Origin of the sequence: Pseudoalteromonas sp. MQS005 (assembly GCF_001661605.1) — a bacterium.
Lineage (GTDB): Bacteria > Pseudomonadota > Gammaproteobacteria > Enterobacterales > Alteromonadaceae > Pseudoalteromonas > Pseudoalteromonas tetraodonis.
This window is the reverse complement of sequence record NZ_LYRQ01000002.1, coordinates 143,450-161,169: the sequence shown is the minus strand read 5'-3', so window position 1 is coordinate 161,169 and position 17,720 is coordinate 143,450. Positions and strand designations below refer to the sequence as shown.

16 protein-coding genes are annotated in these 17,720 nt (G+C 39.6%); 9 read left to right on the top strand and 7 right to left on the bottom strand.

Annotated features, from left to right (window positions below; all coding sequences use genetic code 11):
* The first annotated feature begins 16 nt into the window (after positions 1–16).
* Entirely contained in the window at positions 17–724 is a 708-nt protein-coding gene (locus tag A9479_RS01810; RefSeq protein WP_064662546.1) for a pirin-like bicupin family protein, read from the top strand.
* Between the two features lie 72 nt (positions 725–796).
* Here A9479_RS01810 and A9479_RS01805 read toward each other — a convergent pair whose 3' ends face one another.
* A complete protein-coding gene (locus A9479_RS01805; protein WP_064662545.1) occupies positions 797–2,839 on the bottom strand; it encodes a methyl-accepting chemotaxis protein in 2,043 nt (680 codons plus the stop codon).
* A gap of 206 nt (positions 2,840–3,045) precedes the next feature.
* Here A9479_RS01805 and helD point away from each other — a divergent pair, with 206 nt between their 5' ends.
* Positions 3,046–5,169 carry a DNA helicase IV gene (gene helD / locus A9479_RS01800; RefSeq protein ID WP_064662544.1) on the top strand — a complete coding sequence of 708 codons (2,124 nt, stop codon included), beginning with the start codon at positions 3,046–3,048 and terminating at the stop codon, positions 5,167–5,169.
* A gap of 46 nt (positions 5,170–5,215) precedes the next feature.
* Here the strand turns inward: helD and A9479_RS01795 are convergent, their stop codons facing one another.
* Both A9479_RS01795 and A9479_RS01790 read right to left on the bottom strand, forming a co-directional pair.
* On the bottom strand, positions 5,216–6,385 hold the full coding sequence (locus A9479_RS01795; RefSeq protein ID WP_036954465.1) for an MFS transporter: 1,170 nt from the start codon (positions 6,383–6,385) through the stop codon (positions 5,216–5,218).
* Positions 6,386–6,701: 316 nt separating this feature from the next.
* Complete coding sequence (locus A9479_RS01790) at positions 6,702–7,649, bottom strand: sodium-dependent bicarbonate transport family permease (RefSeq protein WP_058154774.1); 948 nt, start codon at positions 7,647–7,649, stop codon at positions 6,702–6,704.
* Positions 7,650–7,773: 124 nt separating this feature from the next.
* Here A9479_RS01790 and A9479_RS01785 point away from each other — a divergent pair, with 124 nt between their 5' ends.
* Together A9479_RS01785 and A9479_RS01780 are read left to right on the top strand one after the other, a co-directional pair.
* On the top strand, positions 7,774–8,718 hold the full coding sequence (locus tag A9479_RS01785) for a LysR family transcriptional regulator (protein ID WP_024603121.1): 945 nt from the start codon (positions 7,774–7,776) through the stop codon (positions 8,716–8,718).
* Positions 8,719–8,843: 125 nt separating this feature from the next.
* Entirely contained in the window at positions 8,844–9,260 is a 417-nt protein-coding gene (locus A9479_RS01780) for a hypothetical protein (RefSeq protein WP_064662543.1), read from the top strand.
* A 329-nt stretch (positions 9,261–9,589) separates the two neighbouring features.
* On the opposite strand, the gene A9479_RS01775 is transcribed toward A9479_RS01780, so the two are convergent.
* Positions 9,590–9,988, bottom strand: coding sequence for a hypothetical protein (locus A9479_RS01775; protein ID WP_064662542.1), 399 nt, complete (start codon positions 9,986–9,988; stop codon positions 9,590–9,592).
* Positions 9,989–10,169: 181 nt separating this feature from the next.
* Between A9479_RS01775 and A9479_RS01770 the strand changes: the two genes are divergently transcribed.
* The gene (locus tag A9479_RS01770; protein WP_013465113.1) at positions 10,170–10,673 is read left to right on the top strand and encodes a DUF962 domain-containing protein; all 504 of its coding nucleotides are present in this window, start codon (positions 10,170–10,172) and stop codon (positions 10,671–10,673) included.
* Positions 10,674–10,698: 25 nt separating this feature from the next.
* Complete coding sequence (locus A9479_RS01765; protein ID WP_064662541.1) at positions 10,699–11,490, top strand: SDR family oxidoreductase; 792 nt, start codon at positions 10,699–10,701, stop codon at positions 11,488–11,490.
* Positions 11,491–11,645: 155 nt separating this feature from the next.
* Here A9479_RS01765 and A9479_RS01760 read toward each other — a convergent pair whose 3' ends face one another.
* The 3 genes from A9479_RS01760 to A9479_RS01750 all read right to left on the bottom strand — a co-directional run bounded on the left by A9479_RS01760 (position 11,646) and on the right by A9479_RS01750 (position 13,921).
* Complete coding sequence (locus tag A9479_RS01760) at positions 11,646–12,191, bottom strand: hypothetical protein (RefSeq protein WP_024603118.1); 546 nt, start codon at positions 12,189–12,191, stop codon at positions 11,646–11,648.
* Between the two features lie 297 nt (positions 12,192–12,488).
* A complete protein-coding gene (locus tag A9479_RS01755) occupies positions 12,489–12,668 on the bottom strand; it encodes a DUF6435 family protein (RefSeq protein WP_024603117.1) in 180 nt (59 codons plus the stop codon).
* A 92-nt stretch (positions 12,669–12,760) separates the two neighbouring features.
* Positions 12,761–13,921, bottom strand: coding sequence for a PQQ-dependent sugar dehydrogenase (locus A9479_RS01750; RefSeq protein ID WP_064662540.1), 1,161 nt, complete (start codon positions 13,919–13,921; stop codon positions 12,761–12,763).
* A 367-nt stretch (positions 13,922–14,288) separates the two neighbouring features.
* Between A9479_RS01750 and A9479_RS01745 the strand changes: the two genes are divergently transcribed.
* The 3 genes from A9479_RS01745 (at position 14,289) to A9479_RS01735 (ending at position 17,608) form a co-directional block, all read left to right on the top strand.
* Positions 14,289–15,332, top strand: a complete 1,044-nt coding sequence (locus A9479_RS01745) for a flavin reductase family protein (protein ID WP_064662539.1) — start codon at positions 14,289–14,291, stop codon at positions 15,330–15,332.
* On the top strand, positions 15,329–16,381 hold the full coding sequence (locus tag A9479_RS01740; protein ID WP_064662538.1) for an acyl-CoA desaturase: 1,053 nt from the start codon (positions 15,329–15,331) through the stop codon (positions 16,379–16,381). Before A9479_RS01745 ends, A9479_RS01740 begins: the two co-directional genes overlap by 4 nt.
* A 225-nt stretch (positions 16,382–16,606) precedes the next feature.
* The gene (locus A9479_RS01735) at positions 16,607–17,608 is read left to right on the top strand and encodes a branched-chain amino acid aminotransferase (RefSeq protein ID WP_288369064.1); all 1,002 of its coding nucleotides are present in this window, start codon (positions 16,607–16,609) and stop codon (positions 17,606–17,608) included.
* The last annotated feature ends 112 nt before the right edge of the window (positions 17,609–17,720 follow it).

Genomic DNA, 17,720 nt, shown 5'->3' with positions numbered 1-17,720 from the left:
TTTTTGAGGAAAGACCATGATCAATCATTATCCAAAGAATAGTTTAGGCAGTGCCGATCACGGTTGGCTTAAATCTAAACATCATTTTAGTTTTGCACATTACTATAATCCGGCACGTATGGGCTTTGGTACACTACGCGTTGTTAATGATGATTGGGTTGCACCTGAAATGGGATTTGGAGCGCATCCACACAAAAATATGGAAATTATTAGTTTCATACGCAGTGGTGCCATTACTCATCAAGATAGTATGGGTAATAAAGGCATAACCGAGCAAGGTGAAGTGCAGGTAATGAGTGCAGGCAGAGGTATTGTGCATTCTGAGTATAATCGTACCAATGAGCCACTTACTTTTTATCAAATTTGGATTCAAAGTAATAAACAAGATGTGCCGCCGCGTTGGGAAAGTAAAAAATTTCCGACCGACGTAGCTAACGAGCTTACGCTTTTAGTGTCGGGTTATGCAGAAGATGCGGGTAACACCTTATTTATCAATCAACAAGCACGCATTTATGGTGGAAAGATTGCAAAAGGTACCACCATCACTCAGCGTATTGATCATCAAGCTTATGTACTTGCATCTGTTGGTGCATTTACTGTAGATGACAAAAACAGTGTAATTACCATGAACAAAGGGGATGGTGCTGAGGTCACTCATGCTGATTTTATCACGCTAACTGCAACAACAGAGTGTGAAATAATTATTATTGATACACTAGCCTAGGCTATTCGGCTTAGTTGGGTTTATCTTAACGGCGCAGTAAACACTGCGCCATTGCTTTACAAACTTACAGCACTATACTTTAAAGCTATCTACCTGCGATTTCATTTGCTTGTAAAGCGCTGATACATTTTTTGACTGCAGTGTTGTTTGCTCAGAGATTTGTTTCATTTGTGCTGACTGTTCTTTTAACGATACCAAATTTCTATTAATCTCGTTTGCTACATGAGATTGTTCTTGTGTTGCTTGTGCGGTTTCGGCCGACATTTGCTGCACTTTTTCAAAGGCGTGAGTTAGGTTGCTAAAAATACTAATAACGGCATCAAAATTACTGAGTGTGGCATTAGCATTTGTTTGACTGTTTTTAATAGAATATGATGACGCTTTTACATTGTTATTTAAGCGTTGGATCATCGTATCTATTTCATCGGTGCTTTGTTGTGTGCGAGTAGCCAACGTTCTAACCTCATCAGCGACAACGGCAAACCCTCGGCCTTGCTCGCCAGCTCTGGCAGCCTCAATCGCGGCATTTAACGCTAATAAGTTAGTTTGTTCGGCAATATTTCTAATGACCTCAAGTACAGACGTAATATCGGTTGAGCTGCTTTCTAATTCAATAGAATTTGATAAAGCCGATTGAATATCATTGATTAAATCTTCAATTGCTTGACTCGATACATCAATGGCTTGAACTCCTTGCTGTACCTGCTCGCTAGAAATATCAGCTTCGTGGGCGGTATTTTTAGCCAGCTCAGCCATTTGCTGGTTTGCCATATCCATTTCATGACCAGCGCTTACAATAGAGTCAGACGCATTAGCAAGTTGCTGGGTCACGTCCATCGCGGTATCAGAGACATTATTAAGATCGCCGGTCACAGTACCTAGTTGAATGGATTGCTGCTGAATGTTTTTTATTATTTGCTGCAGGTGCGCTAAAAAGTTATCAAACTCATTACTCAGCTCACCGAGCTCGTCATGTGATGTAGTATTAATTCTTTGCGTTAAATCACCATCACCAGCGGCAATTTCTTGGATTCGTAGAGTAATATTATTTATATTGTCGGTGAGTTTTTTAGGGATGTAATAACCCACAGCTAAAGCAACAATAAAGGCAATAATAATGATAACAAACACAATTTTTTCAAAAAGTTGAATGCTAGCTTGCACTTCATGTTTTACTTTTCGGGCATAGGTTCGCGCTTCTTCGCCCGCTATATCAAGTATTTCTCTCAATTCATTAAAGCTTTTATCTGCTTGCGCTAAATTATCATCAATTAAGGCTATTTGATTAGCCGAACTTGAGTAAACTAACGCTTTTCCTTTCTCGTACCACTGTTGATAAAGTTGATCAAAATTAGCGTATTTTTGTGTCAGTTGTGGCTCATCAATTAAGTAGCTGCGGTAACTATTAAAACGACGAATAACCTGAGCTGCATTTTCTTCAAATAGTTTTTGGTTTTGTGCCAATTCGCCATGTTGGTTTACAATTTTTTGTTTTGCTAGTCGAGCTTGGTATATATCTCTATCTGCATTGAGCACCTCGGCCATTGCTTCTACATAGCGACTTAATAATTCTGAGCCGACTTTATCTTGCTGCTGTTTATTGGTATGGATGCGAAGCTCTTCACCTGCTTGATCCATCATTTCTCGTATTTGTAAAAATTCAGATTCAGTTTGATTCAAATCACTTTGCATTTTACTTTGTGAGTGACTGGAATCCATTAACGTTTTACTGTGGTCTAGCCATTGATTGTATAAAGGCTCAAAACGAGAAAAAGAGTCATGTTTTGACAATAGTGCTTGTTCATCTTTTAAGTACGTTAAGTATTTGTTGAAGCGGTCTTTGACTTGTTCAGCGTTTTCTAAAAACTCTGCTTTATTGGTCTCATTATCGCCTGTGGCACTGAGTAGATTTTCCAGTGCAATACGTGCTTGGTATATGTCTCTGTCAGCATTTAAAATAACGGTAACGGCTTCAAAAAAGGTTTCGGTTTGCCTTTTCATCGCGTTGTCTTGTATGTAAGTAATTGATGCAATTGAAATAAGTAAACCTGCAAGGATCAGTGCTAAAAAAGCAATAGGTAAAATAACTTTGGTTCTAATTGAGTTAATTCGCATGTTTCAATCCTTGTTAAATCACTGTATGTAGAGTAAATATTAGTCACAATAGGGAGTTATGCCAAGGAAATGGATAAATTGATTGGTTGTTTTTTGTTCTACTTTAACGCGTTGAAAATTTTACCGCCAGATTTATTATCCTTACAGCGCGTATTACCTTAAAATAGCGTTAATTGGTTCATTTTTATAAAGGAATTCTGCTGTTAATGAATTCTATTTTCCCCAGCGTATTTGGCCGCCTGTTTACCCCACACCTCGCTGTTGATATTAATCAACAAGGTTTAGTCATTAACAACAAAAAGCACACAGATACACTGAATTGGTGCGATTTAACCTCGCCTATTTGTTATGAATATGGGGTGCTTGGACAAACACTACGTTTTTCAACACAGTCTGGGCAGTATCGAGTGTGGATGAGGGCTTATGGCAGTCACCGAATACTTAAAGCCAAGACGGATCAGCTATGGGTCAATAATAATATTGAACCATTAAATGAGCTGCTAGAAAATATTAACCAATTTGCACATCATCAATTTTTGCGTCAATCCTATGTGGCAGATATAAAACAGCGCGTTAAACAACAATACAACCGCTGGTTACCTTGGATAAAAAAGAGTGAGGCATTGGCAGTTGTTAGCACGCAAATAAAACTGCTCGAACAATATAGTCAGTGGAGCGATTCATTAACTCGCTTTTTACAGCATAAATACACACAAACCCAGTTGCAGCGTTATGCTGGTTTTTTCGATAACGTTGAAGCAAACCCACTTACTGAAAAGCAAAGACGGGCATGCATCATCGATGACGATAATAACCTCGTATTAGCCGGTGCCGGCACAGGTAAAACCAGTGTAATGGTTGCGCGAGCGGGCTATTTAGTTAACAGTGAGCAAGCTAATTACGATGATATTTTATTACTCGCCTATGGTAAGCAAGCTGCCAGTGAAATGGACGAACGTATTAAAGCTAAGCTGAATACACAGGCTATAAAAACCGCTACTTTTCACAGCTTAGGTTTAACAATTATTAGTGAGGTTGAGAGAAAAACGCCTAAAATATCTAAACTTGCTGAAAACGAAAAAGCTAAAATAAAATGGGTTGAAGGGTGTTTTGAATCGCTTGCTAATGCTAAGCCACAGTATGCTAAAGCATTGGTAAACTATATAAATAACAATCTTAATGACGTTAAAAGTGGGTTTGAATTAAGCACTGCAAAGCCTAATCATATAGCGCTTCTAAAAGAGATAAAAGCTGGCGGTTATTTAACCAAATTAGCGACTTTATTTAGTCAATTAATTAGCGTGTATAAAACAGCAAATATAACGCTTGAGAACGATTCAAAGCAGATACAGCAGGCTTGGAAATTATTAAAGCCATTATTAGCCAACTATAACCATTATTTACATACTCAAGGTGAAATAGACTTTGACGATATGATCCTCAAAGCCCTCGATTATGTTAATACAGGAAAGTTTATATCACCTTGGCGTTATATCATGGTTGATGAATTTCAAGATATATCGCCTACGCGTGCGGCGCTGGTTAAAGCGCTGCGCGATAGTAAGCCTAGAAGCTCATTGTTTGTAGTAGGGGATGACTGGCAAGCTATTTACCGTTTTAGTGGTGCTGATATGCGCCTGACCACAGAATTTGCCGCACATTTTGGTTTTACCACACAAACCATACTGGATGTTACGTTTCGTTTTAATAATAAAATTAGTGAGGTTGCTTCATGTTTTATCATGAAAAGCCCTGCCCAGTTAGCTAAGCAAATTAACTCGTTATCACAAGTGACAAAGCCCGCTATTAGCGTATTAAAAACAGCGAATGTTGTCTCAAGCAAAAATACAAAAATAGCTGAGCTAAATAATGGGGCACTTGCCCATTTACTCGACACTATCAACAAAAATAAGCCCGCTGTTGTGTATTTACTGGCACGCTATCGCTTTCAGTTACCTACTAAAGCCGATATTAACGCCTTGCAGCACACCTTTTCTTCATTACAAATTGAGTGTGATACCTTTCATGGTTCAAAGGGTAAAGAAGCCGATTATGTAGTTATATTAGGTATGCATGGCGGGCAATTTGGATTTCCGAGCACTAAGCCATCGCCTGCAATGTTAGAAGCTCTCTTACCCGCTAAAGATTTGTATGCCCATAGCGAAGAGCGACGCTTATTTTATGTGGCGCTCACTCGTGCCAAACACAAGGTGTTTATCATAAGTGATGACAACAACCGCAGCTGTTTTGTTGACGAGCTCATAAACGAGTATCAAATTGAGCTAAAAGAGTTAAAAAACATAGCTATTAAAGTGGTAGCGCAGGTATAAACCGCTTAGTGGCAAACGAATAAGCTTAAGCGGTTTATCGCGTTAGTTAACCTGCAACAGGGGTGTTACCTGTGGGTATTTTTTTCATACTTTTTATGAGCATATAAATACAGGTGGTAATTAAACAACCACCTAAATAAATAAGCACACCATGGCTTGCATCAGAAAAATGCGTTGCCAACAACGGGCCTAATACAGAGCCGACACTGTAGCTGAGCAGCATTATTTCAGTTGCTGACACTATTTTTGCCATAGGTAAGGAGTCGCACGCTAAAGTAATTGCAATCGGATAAAGTGCAAAACTACACGCACCTAATACAAAGTAACTTACAACTAATCCGCCAAAGCTATGTGCGTTTAATATTCCCATTACGCTGGCAGCACCAACAAAACAAAAAATAGCCATAAGTAAGCTTTTTATAATACGGGTTGATAAATAACTCACTAAAGGTTGCACCAGCATGCCACCTAAAATAATCACCGCCATAAGTAAGCCGGTATATTGGGCTTGATCAGTTTGCGCGGCTATATAAACTGGTAATAACCCGTAAATAGGGCCTAGTAATAATCCTGATACTAAACAGCCTAAAATAGCAGGGCGGCTGAGAGTTTTTAACTCTTTAAGTGGCAGCTTTTGTAATTGCTGAGCATTAGGTTGGCCTTTTGTAATTAATAATGGAGCTAAAATAGCCAACGCCAAAAGGGCCACGACAAATAAATACGGTACGGCACCTTCAGTGCCAAGCGGTGTGATTGCTAATTGCCCCACAGCGCTGCCACCATATAAAGAGGTCATATATAAACCTAAGCGTTTAGCTCGCGCCTTAGGTGTATTCGCCATTAACAACCACGACTCAACCACTACAAATACTCCCGCAACAGCAATACCAGCAACAAAGCGAGCAATTAACCACATTGTGGCTGTAGGGGAAATGATCTGTGCAATAACACTGATGATCAGCAACATTAAAAATGCGATAAATGCCATACGGTGGCCAATTTTTACTACCACACGCTCAATACACAGCGCGCCAATAAGTAAACCAAAATAAAAGACGCTGGCAAGCCAAGGCGCAAGATCAATACTTAACTTAAAAGCACTCAGTGATAACGGGATCAGGCTCATTAAAAAGCCCGAAGCAATAGCAAAAAAAGATAAACCAATAACAGGGGCTAAAGGATTATTTGATTTACTATTAGCGGCAAGTTCCACCATTAGATTATTCCGATAAAAAGGGTTTAAATAATTGCTGATTTAGGTGTGATAGTGGCGCGATTATTTGAAGCAGATTAATTTGGCTGCGAATTTATGCTGCTTTTTATACCAAGTAAAGTGTTTTTTAATTGCTCAATCAAAATAATTTTTAAAATGTTTTTTTACGTAAACTAATCGCTTAATTGCAATCTGATTGTAGAAATAAGTTAGCGTTTTTGTTTTATATTTGTTGAGTTTTTAAAGAGGGTAATAACTTAGTAATGGTGGGGCATAGTTAAAAAATAAAAGCCCATGTTGGGCTTTATTGGTGTTTATTTTAGTGCATGGCAAGCGCAAGCTTATGGTACAAACCAATACCAACAATCACATTAAACGGAAACGTTACCCCTAAAGAGCTGAGCATAGCTAGGCCAATATCAGCCTTGGGAACGGCTGCTTTAATTGCCGCAGGGGCTGCAATATAAGACGCACTAGCCACTAAGCTACCGAGTATCACTACCGAACCTAATTCTAATTTTAATAGTGTGCCTACAGCCACGCCGATAGCACCTAAAAATAGCGGAGTAATAATAGCAAATGCAGCGAGTCTCCAATGCTGCCAAGGAAATGGGCGCAGAGTTTGCGCAGCCACTAAACCCATTTCAAGTAAAAACAATGCCAGTACTACTTTAAAACTACTGGTTAAAAGACTGGTTACTTGACTGCCTTGCTGTGTGCCATACATCATTCCGATGATCACACCGCCTACCAATAAAATCACGCTTTTGTTAGTGAGTGTTTCGTGCCAAAGCGCTTTGAGTGACAGTGTATTACTTTGGCTATGTTGTTTATCGAGTTTACGATACAGCATTAAACCGACAATAATGGCAGGTAATTCGAGCATCACTAAATACAGTGTAACCTCAGCACCTACCTCTAATTTAGCTGACTCTGCATAAGCCAATGCAACTGCAAAGGTACCTGCGCTTACCGAGCCATAATGCGCGGCAATACTGGCGCTATTAGCCACACTGAGTCTAACAACATATTTTAAAATAGGGTAAAGAGTGAGGGGAATAAGGCCACCGAGTAACATAACCGAGGCCATTTCAGGAAGAAGCTGCCAGCTTAAATTTCCATGCAGCACCATGCCACCTTTTAACCCTATGGTGAGCATTAACAATAGACTTAGCGTGTCATAAGTGGCTTTAGGTATCGCTAAATCAGAACGTAAAATCCCCGCCACTAATCCTAAAATAAAAAACATTACGACGATATCAGGCACACTGTTCTCCTTTTTGTTATTAGTTACTCAATTTGTTAAGCGGCGCTATTGTAAGCCTATCTTTGTATAGTGAATAATAAAATGAATGATAGTATCTTATAGATAAAAATCTATGAGGTGAGTAATGAACATAAGGCAACTATCATTTAGGCTACTCGAAGTCTTTATGAGTGTAGTTAAAACCGGCTCCATTAGCGAAACAGCTCGGCAATTGCATTTAACCCAGCCTACCGTTTCTTTGCAAATTAAGCGCTTACAAGAAGCCGTTAATGAGCCTTTAATTGTTATGCAACAGCAAAAATTACAGGTTACCGAGGCTGGCTTACAATTATTTAGAACTTGTGAGCAAGTGTTTGGGCACTTTGATGATTACCAAGACTATTTAGCCGAGCTTAAAGGCGGGGAGCGCGGGCGCTGTAAAATTGCCATGGTAAACACTGCACAATATATTTTGCCTAAGTTACTTGGGCCTTACAGTAATGCCCATCCCCATGTAGAGCTGCCATTGGAAATTGGCAACCGCTCTGCAGTGTTAGCGCGTTTTGAGCGTGGAGAAGACGACATTTATGTGTTTAGCCACCCACCATCACTTGAACATGCCCAAGCCGCGCGTTTTTTACATAACCCCTTAGTTTTTATTGTGCCGCTTGATCATCCGCTTGCCGATGTAAAAGCATTAACATTAGCTGATTTAATGCCATATCGATTTTTATTAAGAGAGCCAGGCTCTGCTACGCGTATGCTTTTTGAAAGCGAATTACAAAGCCGTGGTTTAGTCCTTAGTGATAGTGTGCAAATGGCCAGTAACGAAGCCATACGGGTTGCTGTTTCCTCGGGAATGGGGATTGCGGTGCTTTCCCATCATGTATTACCTAAAGGCGATAACAGTTTTAAAGTGCTCAATGTAACCGACACCTGCTTAGCCAGCCATTGGTATTTTGTAGTGCGCACAGACAGGCATATTTCTCATGCTGCGCGCAGCTTTTTAAAATTTGCCCAGCTGAATTTAGAGCAATATCTCGATAAGCAATGGGTGCGTAATGAGCTAAATGGGCTTAATTTAAAATAAAGAGTTAAAGCGAAGCGAATAACAAATATAAGTTGGTATTAAAGTTGCTGTAGTCATTCACATACAAGTATCTAAGTGAAAATAGTTAAAGATAGATATTTTAACGCAAAAATGGATTTGAGCTGATGACATCAATAACCTTTAAAAATCAATACAATACTTATGTTAGTACAATAAATAAACCGGCAAAAGCTGACGAAGTAGCGGCAACTTCTGGCCCTGCGGCAACAGCTAAAACCAGCGATAGCGAACAAACGCAAATCGCAAGCGCTAAGCCACAAGACAAAAGCTTTTTAGAAAATGCGCAAGAGGCGCTTATCTATCAACGATTAGGAGTTGATAAAGAAAAAATTGCTGAGTTAAAAGCAGCAATCGAAGCATTGGCAGAAAAACTTCAAGAGCAAGGTGCTGATATAGACACCATTAAAGAGCAGCTTGCAGAGTTACAAAAAATGCTGGAGCAAGAATACGAAAAAGGCACTGATCGAATGGCCATGCAACCTACGCATGAAAAAGGCAAGCTTGTAACCGCGTTAGCTTAGATAACGACACGTTGCAAGCTCATTTACTTCTGATTTTAAATAGATTTTAAGAATTATGCACAAAGAGGGCAATGAGACGCTGCGCTTTTAGAGCAGTGATCTAAAGCATATTTTTTATGGCTTCTCATTCAATTCTCTCAGCTCATACTGTTTTTTATGATCAATTTACAAAGAGGGCGAAGAGACGCTGCGACTTTAGAGTAAGCGGCTGAAATAAATTTATTTTTTCCTGCTCATTTTATCCTCATTCATTTCTATCAGTTTAAATTATTTTTAAGTGATTAATACACAAAGAGAGCGAAGAGACGCTGCGCTTTTAGAGCAGTGATCTAAACCATAACTTTCATCTGCAACCAAAAAACCAAGCTTGGGCATATAAAAAGTATCAACATGCCTACACTAAGCAAGTTGCCTTTAAAGAGATTAAAGTCATCAAAAATTCTCTGCCACTTATATTTAAATAAATACCTACCCACAAAAATATCTAAACTAAGCATTATTATTAGCCACATTAAGCCTAATTTAAAACAATCTAGGTAATTTGTAGGGGCAACCCATGGCAGGGCTAACCAAGTTATAGCAAAAATAATGGCGATGCCTGAGAGTAAACTAAGTGTTTTAGCGCGTCGTTGCCCATATAATCGATGCAGAACTCGCACCCGAATGTTGCCATTAATTATCTCGCCTAAAGCAAGTAATAAGCCTATGGCTAGGGCTTTTAATAACATGATGATTTCCTTATATTACAAAGGCCAACAGTTAAACATTTATTTCAAATAGTTTACATCAATACCCAATTATAGAGCCATTAGTTAGCCTTTTAATTTATAACCATCGGTATTTGTTGTTATTGTGCGCACTTTTTTATAAGGTGAACTTTGCTTATAAAAATAACAACGGGATCAACCGATGAAAACTCTACAACAACAACTTGGCCAGTATGGCTTGTATCATCGTTCAAAGCGTAACGTATTAACTCACTTTTTTGGTATTCCACTGATTGTATTTGCGGCATTGTGCTTACTAGCGCGTGTTGAAATTCCTCTAGGGAGTTTTAATGTCGATGGGGCGCAGCTTTTTGTCCTTGCCAGTGTGGTTTACTATTTTATGCTGAGCTTTTCGCTAGGTTTAATCATGGGCATCATTTTTACTTTATTGTTAGTGGCAGCGCAGCCTATCGCCGCAATGCCCTTTACATCTTGGCTGACGATTGGTGTGGGTGTGTTTGTATTTGGCTGGGTGTTACAGTTTATTGGTCATTATTTTGAAGGCAAAAAGCCCGCCTTTGTTGATGATTTAGTGGGTTTAATTATTGGCCCTTTGTATGTCACCGCAGAGCTGTTATTTTTAATGGGTTTTTATAAAAATTTAGAACAGCAAGTTAATGAAATAGCAGGCCCAACTAAAGCATAATCAGTCAAAGACTATAAGGTAAACCATGGATTATAATAATAAAACAGTGTGGATCACCGGTGCATCATCAGGTATTGGTGAAGAGCTTGCAAAACAATTTGCAGAGCAAGGTGCGAAGGTTATTTTATCAGCGCGAAATATCGATAAACTCAACCAAGTAAAAGACGAGTTAAAAGGCGAGGGGCATCGTGTTTTTCCCCTTGATTTATCAAAGCCCGAAACTGTACTGCAGGATGTATCAGCGCAAATAGATAGCTTAGGCCCAATTGATATTTTAATAAATAATGGTGGCGTATCACAGCGTAGTTTATTTTTAGAAAATGACTTTAAAGTGTACCGCCAACTCATGGAAGTAAATTACTTTGGTTTAATTGCCCTCACTAAAGCAGTGCTACCTTCAATGGTGGCGCGAAAAAGTGGTTCTGTAGTGGCTATTAGTAGCGTGGCAGGCAAAGTGGGCTCTAAGTTTAGAACGGGTTATTCAGGCAGTAAATACGCTGTAGTAGGCTTTATGGATTGCTTACGCGCCGAAGTCGCGCAGCACAATATACATTGCTTAACTATTTGCCCTGGCTCAATTAAAACAGCGATTGCCCATAATTCATTGAACGGGCAAGGAGAGGCACAAAACAAACCTGAGCCTTCAATAGAAAATGGTATGAATGTAAATGTAGCCGCATCGAAAATGATCACCGCAATTTACAATAAAAAAGACGAAGTAGTGGTTGGCCAAGGGTTAAGTGGCTGGGCACCGTTTATAAAACGGTTTTTCCCTAGTTTATTTAATCGCTTAACCGCCAAGGTAGAATATAAATAGCCTGAGAATTAGTGGACTGTTAGCAAAAATTTAAGTTAAATTTGTGCTGACAGTGTACTTCTATTTTTTAAATAATGGAGACGTTAAAGTTAATGATGCATAGTGTTAAGCTAAGAGTATCTTTATCTGTAACTTTCCTTTTAGATAACAATTCGCTACGAGGCTTTTACTGCTGACTCTTTTGATTTATTGAAGATCACAATAGAAAATATAACTTCTGTTATGCCGCCAACAAAAGCACCAATGACGAAGTTAGCATTTAATAATATACAAACTACTCCCGCTAGCATAAGCACAGCACCTAAAAGCCAATAAACTTTTGCACCATATAAAGTATTAAAAATTAAATAACGCACACCCATTGCCAACAGCATTATTGGATAAAACCATTGCAGATGCAGCTTAGAAACATAGAAGGCGAGGAAAAAACCAACAAATAAAATAACGGTACTTTCTAAAGCAAGTTTGCCTAATGGGTTTGTGGAGTCATGTTGTCCAGGGCGCTTAAGTACTTTTGATAGCAACATAGCCAGCGGGTGTATAAACATACCACCAATAAACAGGGTAAGCATACTCGCTTTAGTTGAATACAGTACTGCAATTAAACCAGCAAAACACCAAACTAACCCAGAAATAACAACACCTGTTGCGCCACCAAAATAGGCGAGATCCATGTCTTTTTGTGCTTGCTTAAATTCCATAAATACCCCGTGACCTAAAAGTGGATATCCCTCAAACAGAGGAAAGTAATTATTGGTTAATAATTCCACTAATTAACTTTAATGTAAACAACTGATTATGCGAGAAATAAAATGGCTTTTGAGTGTCGTAACAATAGGGCTGTAATAACGTGATGGGGGAAATGCAAAGTGAACTTATAAGAAGTGTATCTAACTTTACTTAGTTGGATAAATGTTTATCGAAGTTATTTAGTCTGGGAAATACAAACCCCGCACTGTTAATGCGGGGGATAGGTTTAAACTCATTTGGTTAAATGTTTACTGGGCTTTTTTGGCTTCGAGCGCTTCTATTTCATTCCAAATTTTTTCAGCCTCGTCGGTTAACATAGCGTAGCTTTTTATATCGCCTTTTCTTTGCGCTTGCATGCCTTGTTCTAATTTTGCGTCGTATTCTTTACGTAATTTTTTGATTGGATCTGGCTTTAAAAATGAAAACATCAACACCCTCGTTGTTTATTAGCTAATTACAGTAACAATACGCAGTGAAGACGCAAAAAGTTTGCTGTTACTGTAATTAGCGTATTAAAAGATTATTGTGGGTCAAGGCGCATAATGCCTTGGCCGTCCAATCCTAAGTAAATAGTGCCATCATCACTTTGTGCTAGACTGCGAATACGACCAATGCCTTCCAGTAATTTACTTTGTTTAACGACATTGCCATCTGCTATTTCAAGTACGCTAATAAACGCGTATTTCATTGAAGCGAGTAAAAATTTTCCTTTAAGCTCAGGATATTTGTCACCTTTTACGAGCAGCATGTCTGAAGGAGCAATAGAGGGTGTCCATTGTAATGTGGGTGCTTGCATGCCTGATTTTTCGGTTAAATCGGTAAACGAGGTGCCACTGTAGTTAATACCATAGCTTACCACTGGCCAGCCGTAGTTAGTTTTAGGTTTAATCATATTAAGCTCATCGCCGCCACGGGGGCCGTGTTCGTGTGCCCAAAATACATTATTTTCACCATCGAACCACATCCCTTGTGGATTACGATGCCCGTAGGACCAAATCGCTGATTTTGCGTCTTTTTGGTTTACAAATGGGTTGTCGGTTGGAATTTTACCATCGTCGTGTAAACGATAAATTTTACCACCATCGCGGCTTAAATCTTGTGGGTTAATATCTCGCGAGCCGCGATCGCCAATCGAAAAATACACATAGTTTTGGTTATCAAACACAATGCGGCTGCCGTAGTGCTGGCCTTTTTTAGAGTTATGCTCGCCTTTGTATAATTGTTGTGGCTCGCGCAATTGGCTGCGATCGTTACTTAGTTTTGCGCGCATAAGTGCGGTGTTACTGCCAGCACCGTCACCTTCACTGCTTGAGTAAGTGATATACAGCCATTGATTATTAGCAAAATCAGGATGCAGCTCTAAATCAAGTAGGCCGCCTTGGCCGTTGGCATCAATTTTAGGTAGCCCAAAAATTTTAGTTAAGCTGGTGGTATTTTTACGCAATAAATATAGGGTGCCACTGCGCTCGGTTATTAATAAATCACCGTTTGGCAGAGCCTCAATAGCCCAGGGAATAGAAATCCCTTGGGCAACAGTGACCGGTTTTACATTAAGCGCTAATTTATCCAGTTCTTTAAAATCAACTGCATGAGCACTAAGGCTGGTAAGCGCCGAAAATGCCAATACACAACTGGCTGTGGCGAGTGTAGAAAATTTTTTACGCGTTGTTACTTTGTTCATAATGGCTTCCAAAATTAACTAAATTTTAACTACCTTAGCACGCTATTAATCACAGTGTTAAGTATTTGGGATGAATGAAATTGCACACTATTCAACCGCTTTAATGTTGGTTTATAGGCTTTATGAGCTTGTTTATGTCCCTAAGGTGTTTAACTAACTTTGCGGGTATAGGAATTAAATACCGCTTTAAAAAAATTGAATAATTACTCTATTGGGGTTGAAATTTAAAAATTCGAGCGTACACTTGTGCGCTGAAAGTTGAGCTTACACGTGTATGCTCAAATATTTAAAGCCCAGCACATGTGTTTGCGTGAATTCGCTTAACACAAAGTGATGGGTAGTCGATTTAAGTAGAGAATTAATCACCATGTTAACTTCGGTATTAGACCAATTTTCAAAATGGTTTTTACACCATCAAAGCTTTGCCGCTTACATAGAGCCTTTAATACAGGTCGTTAAACCTGCATGGCGAGCCGGCTTTTTTCGTGCGCAAATTGTTGATGTACACGCGTTGAGTGGTCAGTTTTTAAGTGTAACGCTTAAACCCAATAAACAGTGGCGCGCCCATATTGCGGGCCAGCATATTAGTTTAACGCTTGAGCTCAACGGGCGTTTACTTACCCGTGTATTTACGCTTGCTTGCAGCCCCGCGCAATACAAAACAACCGGATTGCTGCGAGTTTTAATTAAAACCAATGAGCAAGGACGTTTTACAGCTCAGTTGCAAAACGCATTAAAAGCGCAGTCGTGGTGTAATATTTCTGCGCCAAGTGGCGACTTTGTATTTAAAAGCTGGCATAAAGCCAGCACCTTTGTTGCTGGTGGCTCGGGTATTACACCTATGCTAGCAATGCTTAGCCAGCAATTAGCAAATACTCAACACACCATTAAATTACTGTATTTTGCAAAAGCTAATGAGCACCAATGCGTTGAAGAACTTGCCGCATTAGCAGAGCGTTATGTGCATTTTTCTTACTTGTTACTCACTCGTGATAAGAGCCCGCAATTAACTACGCATATAAACATCGGTGACAATCCTGATATTTACTGCTGTGGGCCAGCAGCGTTTATGCAAAAAATTGCACATTTTGCAAACCAGCATCATTTAACCTATTACCAAGAAGCCTTTGGCCTTGCATTGCCAAGCTTAAATGATGACAGTCAATTTACTGTAAAAATTAATAATGATCACCACGACGTAGCAGCGAATGAGGTGTTGTTAACTCAGTTTGAGGCAAAAAAACTACCTGTGCAGCGAGGGTGTGGGATTGGTATTTGTCATCAATGCCAGTGCATTAAAAAAACGGGCGTGGTGCGCAATTTAAAAACCGGTGAGTTATCAGATAACGGCGAGCAGTTAATTCAACTGTGTGTTAGCCAAGCGGTCAGTGATTTGGAGTTACAGCTATGACAACCATAAATTATCAACAATTAGCCGAAGATTTAGATGGCATAAAAATGTCGACGCTTGCCAAAGTAGGGCAAAAGGATGCTAATTATATACGCTCTATTGTCCGCAAGCAGCGACTGTGCGAGATAGGTGGGCGCATTTTATTAATGCTTGGTTTTATTCAGCCCTTACTTTGGGTGGCGGGTGTGTTATTACTGGCTTTGGCTAAAATTCTCGACAACATGGAAATTGGCCACAATGTAATGCATGGTCAATACGATTGGATGAACGACAAACAGCTTAACTCTAAAAGCTACGAGTGGGATATAGCCTGCGACGGCCAAAGTTGGAACCGAGTACACAATTTTGAGCACCATACTTACACTAATATTATTGGCAAAGACCGCGATTTTGGTTATGGCTTATTAAGATTAAGTAATGACTTTAAATGGCGTTTAAAAAATACTTGGCAGTTTATTACCTATTTAAATTTAAGTGTGCTATTTCAGTGGGGCGTGTCGTACCATGAGCTGGCGGGTGAGCGTGTGTTTATAGGTAAAAAGAAGCCAAACCGCAAAGGGGCTGTAGCGCATAGTACGTTAAAAAAACGCTTTTTTAGTAAAGGGGCGCGCCAATTAATTAAAGACTATGTGCTGTTTCCACTTTTAGCGGGGCCTCTGTTTTTATGGGTGCTAAGCGGTAACTTATTGGCGAACCTAATTCGTAATTTATGGACATCAACCATTATTTTTTGTGGCCATTTTACCGAGCAAACGCATACCTTTTACGAGCAAGATTGTGAAAACGAAAGCCAAGGTCAGTGGTATTATCGCCAAGCGCTTGGGTCGTCAAACATTAAAGGGGCGCGTTGGTTTCATATTTTAACGGGGCATTTAAGTTTTCAAATTGAACACCATTTATTTCCAGACTTGCCATCGTCACGCTACCAAGAAATAGCACCACAAGTGCAAGCTGCTTTACAAAAGCAGGGCATTGCATACAACACCGGCGGTTTTTTTCACCAATATACCTCGGTGTTAAAACGTATATTTCGTTATTCATTTAAATAGAGGTTAATAAAATAGCCGCTACTATAATGTATGCATTAAATAATCAGCTAACCTTAAATTGTTAGCTGATTATTGCATTAAAGAGTTAGCAAGTGCTTTTTTGATTAAATAATCATCAGTACATGCAAAAAATTCGTCTAATTAATTTAAAAACAGCCTGTTTTGCTATGGTTAAATAGTAGCGGGTTGTCATACAATGGAGAAAAATAGACCACACAAGAGAGAATAAAAATGGCCGCATTTGGTACTGTGTTTATGCCGCAGATGATTCAAGCTAAGTTTTCTGACAATCAGTGGGGCGAAAGCTCAATTGTTCCTTGCGATAAGCTTGAGTTGCATGCAGGTGCACACGTTCTTCATTATTCAAGTACATGTTTTGAAGGTTTAAAAGCCTTTCGCCATGAAGATGGTTCGGTAAATATTTTTAGAATGGATGCAAATATTGCGCGTATGCAGCAAAGTTCTGAATTATTAAGTTTACCAGCGGTTGATGGCGAGATGCTAAAAACAATGATCATCGATATTGTTCGTGAATACGCCGATGAAACGCCGCTTCCTCCTGGTTCTATGTATATTCGCCCAACCCACATTGGTACTGAAGCTGCCATTGGCAAAGCGGCTGCGCCTTCAATGAGTTCATTGCTTTATACGTTATTATCGCCAGTGGGTGACTACTTTTCAGGTGGTGCTACCGCGCTACGTGTTTTATTAGAAGAAGACGGCATGCGCTGTGCCCCGCATATGGGTATGATTAAAAGTGGTGGCAACTACGCCAGTGCATTAGGCCCAATATCAGCAGCGCGCACTAAATATAAAGCCGACCAAATTTTATTTTGCCCAGGCGGCGATGTACAAGAAACCGGTGCGGCCAACTTCATATTAATTGATGGCAACGAAATCATTACTAAAGCACTCGACAGCACCTTTTTACATGGTGTTACTCGTAATAGTATTTTAACCATTGCGAAAGATTTAGGAATGACGGTAAGCGAGCGTAACTTTACCGTAACTGAGCTTTTAGAGCGTGCAGCAAAACCAGGTACAGAGGCAGCACTTTCAGGCACTGCAGCAGTATTAACACCAGTAGGTACGTTTATCCATAACGATAAAGAATACAAAGTGGGTAATGGTGAACCAGGACCAACAACAGCACGTTTACGTCAAGCATTGAACGATATTCAATGGGGTAAAAGTGAAGATACACACGGTTGGTTAACTAAAATCTAATCGGGTTCTAGGGTCTGTTGACCTTTGCGGATTAAAATTTGTTCAAACTAGGGGCGGTTTAATCGCGGCGCGAGGTTTGTAACCTAGTGGGCTAAGTAAAAACCGAGCAACA